General features: G+C 62.8%; 4 protein-coding genes. 2 read left to right on the top strand and 2 right to left on the bottom strand.

Annotated features, from left to right (window positions below; all coding sequences use genetic code 11):
* Together B0W55_RS28980 and B0W55_RS28975 are read left to right on the top strand one after the other, a co-directional pair.
* Window positions 1–516 (top strand): CHAD domain-containing protein (locus B0W55_RS28980; RefSeq protein ID WP_139341010.1); only part of this gene is annotated, 516 nt, incomplete at its 5' end.
* A gap of 401 nt (window positions 517–917) precedes the next feature.
* Window positions 918–1,715, top strand: coding sequence for an acyl-CoA thioesterase II (locus tag B0W55_RS28975; RefSeq protein ID WP_077049325.1), 798 nt, complete (start codon window positions 918–920; stop codon window positions 1,713–1,715).
* Here the strand turns inward: B0W55_RS28975 and B0W55_RS28970 are convergent, their stop codons facing one another.
* Both B0W55_RS28970 and B0W55_RS28965 read right to left on the bottom strand, forming a co-directional pair.
* The gene (locus tag B0W55_RS28970) at window positions 1,716–2,081 is read right to left on the bottom strand and encodes an Mpo1-like protein (RefSeq protein ID WP_077049324.1); all 366 of its coding nucleotides are present in this window, start codon (window positions 2,079–2,081) and stop codon (window positions 1,716–1,718) included.
* Window positions 2,082–2,274: 193 nt separating this feature from the next.
* A complete protein-coding gene (locus tag B0W55_RS28965; RefSeq protein ID WP_077049323.1) occupies window positions 2,275–3,756 on the bottom strand; it encodes a methyl-accepting chemotaxis protein in 1,482 nt (493 codons plus the stop codon).
* Between the last annotated feature and the right edge of the window lie 170 nt (window positions 3,757–3,926).

The following is a 3,926-nucleotide window of genomic DNA, read 5'->3' as shown; positions in this document are numbered from 1 at the left end:
CAAGTAGGCCGCCAGCACCTCACGATCGCGCAACGCCGCATGGCGCAGATGGCCAAAGCCTATCCCGCCGTGGCAACGAGCAAAGAGTTGGCGCAGTTGCTGATGATCCTCGACGCTTTCCCACGTTTTTTGCGGGCGGCTGAACGTCAGGGCTTGCTCAAGGATTTGGACAAGCGAATCAAAAAGCGCCTGGGCAAGCAGTGGAAGAAACTCGACGAAGCGCTGCACGACCCCGCCCACGATCGGCATCGGTTGCGTCTGCTGATCAAGCGCGTGCGTTACGGCATCGAAGCCTATCCCGAGCTGGACCGCTTGCCGAAACAGGCCTATCCCCGACTGAAATCGGCCCAGGGCGCGCTGGGTGATTGGCATGACTGCTGGCAATGGCTGGCCAAGGCAGAACAGGAGCCGGACCTGCAGCCCTGCGTTGCACAATGGAAAACCGCCATGGCCAAGGCCGAGCAAAAGGCCGACCAAGTCCTCGAAAAACTCGACAAGACCTGCTTCAAATCCTGAAAACACCGCCGCCTCCCCGTGGGAGCGGGCTTGCTCGCGAATGCGGTGTGCCAGCCAATGCATGTTCATCTGATCCACCGCTTTCGCGAACAAACCCGTGGGAGCGGGCTTGCTCGCGAATGCGGTATGCCAGCCAATGCATGTTCGTCTTATCCACCGCTTTCGCGAACAAACCTGTGGGAGCGGGCTTGCTCGCGAATGCGGTGTGCCAGCCGACGCATGTTCATCTGATCCACCGCTTTCGCGAACAAACCTGTGGGAGCACCGCCGCTCCCCCAGTGTTTTGTGTAGACCTGAACCCCGCGGCCCATCTGTCAGTGAATTTGGCCGGAATGGGCGCTGTACAGCCTTCGCCGGCTGGTTAAGATCCCACCATCCTATTTCCTGTCCCTGAGGTCTCCATGCGCTTTTCCGATCTGCTTGACGCTGTCCGCCATCAGCCCCAGGACCTGTCCATCCCGGCCGGATGGGCTCAGGGCCGTGCCAGTTTCGGTGGTCTGGTGGCCGCCCTGCAGTACGAAGCCATGCGCGCCAGAGTGCCCGCCGATCGCCCGGTGCGTTCGCTGGCGGTGACCTTCGTCGGCCCGGTCGAGCCTGAAGTGCCGGTCAGTTTTGAAGTGGACGTGTTGCGCGAAGGCAAGGCCGTCAGCCAGGTGCTGGGACGGGTCATGCAGAAGGGGCAAGTGGTGACCCTGATCCAGGGCAGCTTCGGCGCCTCGCGCCCGTCGGAAGTGGCGGTGACGGCGCTGCCGGCGCCAGAGATGAAGCATTGGGAAGAGTGCCAGGAACTGCCCTTCATCGAAGGCGTGATTCCTGAGTTCATGCGCCATATCGCCATGCGTTGGAGCGTCGGCGGCCTGCCGTTCAGCGGCAACACCTCGCGCCACATGGGCGGCTGGGTGCGCTTGCGGGGTGATGTGAAGGAAGAACCCTTGAGCGAGGCGCACATCCTGGCGCTGGTGGATGCCTGGCCACCGGCCCTGATGCCGTTCCTGAAGAAACCGGCCATGGGCAGCACGCTGACCTGGACCATCGAATTCGTCCAGCCCTTGCTGGCGTTGAGCACCCTGGACTGGTGCAAGTACCTGGTAGAGACCGAACACGCCGCCGACGGCTACGGCCATGCGGCGGCGAAGTTGTGGGACGCCCAGGGCCGCTTGATCGCCATGAGCCGGCAGACCGTGACGGTCTTCGCCTGATCAGTGACGGCGGTGGCGCTCACGCCAGGCGCGCCACCAGCCACCGCTGAGGAAAAACCGCGGGAAGGTCAGGAACTGCTCGACCAGCAGGCGCGATACCGCGTCCTTGCGATCACTGAACGGCTCGGAGGCCTGGGCTTCCAGGCTGTGACCATGACGCTGCAGACGCAACGCGGCGATCACCCCGATGACACCAATGGCGAAGTTCGCCAGGTTCAGGCCGAACACACCGGTCACGATCAACAGAAAGGCCACGATGAACAGCGGCACGGCAATCAGGTGCAACACCAGGTTGGTCGGGTGCTGGTGATTGTCCGGGTAGGCACGCCATTGCCAGGCGGGAAGGTTGGGATGACGTTTGCCCATGAAGCAACTCCTCAAGTCCGTGTTGAACACATGCCTGAAGAATAGGCCCGGCCGATGCGGGCGGCGAATCGAGGTTGGCTATCGCAGTGATAGCGGCCATGTTCGGATTTGATGGTGCCGGGCGACGTGGGGGGGCACAAACGTAGCGATCGCCTTCGACCTGTAGGGGCGAGGCTTGCCCGCGACAGGTCCCTCAAAGCCTCAACTGCCCTATAACCTTGCTCAACTCCCCAGCCAACGCCGCCAACTCATGACTGGTATGGGCCGACCCAACAGTCTGCCGCACGGTGTTCTCCGTCACATCCCGAATACTCACCACCGCCCGATTCATCTCCTCCGCCACCTGGCTCTGCTGCTGCGCCGCCACGGCAATCTGCGTATTGCTGTCGCGCATCTGCGCCACCGCCCCGGTGATCTGCGCCAGCGCCGCGCCGGCCTCTTGCGCCTGTTGCACGCAATCATCGGCCTTGAACGAGCTCTCCTGCATGAAATCCACGGCGTCCCGGGTGCCGGCCTGCAACGCCGAGACCATCAGGGTGATTTCGTCAGTGGAGGTTTGCACGCGCTTGGCCAGGTTGCGCACTTCATCGGCCACCACTGCAAAACCGCGGCCCATCTCACCGGCCCGGGCCGCTTCGATCGCGGCGTTCAGGGCCAGCAGGTTGGTTTGCTCGGCGATGCTGTGGATCACATTGACCACGCCGTTGATCTTCTGGCTGTCCTCGGCCAGGCGCTGGATCATCTCGGCGGTTTGCTGCACCCCGGTCGACAACCCGGCGATCGACTGCTGCACGCGCATCACCACCATTTGGCCGCTGCCGGCCAGGGTATCGGCCGATTGCGAGAGGTCGCGGGTGGCACCGGCATGTGCGGCAATGTGGTGGACGGTGGCGGTCATCTGATTGATCGCGGTGGCCGCCTGATCGGTTTCACTCTGCTGACCGAGCATGCCCTGGCGCACTTCACTCATGCTCGACGCCAGCCGCGCGGCGCCGTCGTCCAATTGCCGGGCAGTGCTGGCCACGGTATTCACCACCCGTTGATAACCGGCCTGCATGGCGTTGAAGGCATGGGCCATTTGCCCGACTTCATCGCTGCTTGCCAGCGGCACACGGGCCGAGAGATCGCCGCTTTTCTCAACGTGCAGCATCACGTCTTTCAAGGTGTTGAGCTGACTGAGCAGAAAACGGATGAGCAATTGCGACGCGCCCAGCATCGCCAGCATCAGGGCTGTCACCGCAACCGCATAGTTGACGAAGCGCTCGCTGAACACCTGGCCCAGGCTCGGCCCCTGGGCCAGCACCGCGACCCGCTGGCCATCGGTCCGAGTGAAAACCTGGGCGCCCAGCAACAGGTTGTCACCCAGCAGCGGCATGCCATTGATCTGCACCCAGCCGTCGGCGTTGGTCAGTTGCGCGATTGGCTGGCTGTCGAGCATCGGCGTTTGCCCGGGCTGGAAGGTCAGCAGATTTTCGGCCCTGGGCAGCGCTTGCGCGGCGGGCCAGGCGCTGAGCAGACGCGCCTGGGCCCGCGCCGATTGCTGCGCAGCCTGGCTGCGGGCCTGCTGTTCGAGCTGCACGGCGTACAGCACCAGCAGCAGGGTCGTGACGAAGGCGACGGCATTCACCGCCCAGAATTTGTATTTCAGCGAGATATTGCTAAGCCAGGCACCCATGGAGGTCTTCTCTGATAGCGGAAACAGTTTTGGCAAGGTGCCAGTATTGTGCCGCTATCCAGCCACATGACGTTGATATGGATCAATGTGGGAGCAAATGTGGGAGCGGGCTTGCTCGCGAATGCGGTGTGTCAGATAACAAATTCATTAGCTGATACACCGCCTTCGCG

It is taken from the genome of Pseudomonas sp. KK4 (assembly GCF_001984065.1).
Taxonomy (GTDB): Bacteria; Pseudomonadota; Gammaproteobacteria; order Pseudomonadales; family Pseudomonadaceae; genus Aquipseudomonas.
Note: the sequence above shows the minus strand (reverse complement) of the source record. Positions and strands in the feature narration are given on the sequence as shown.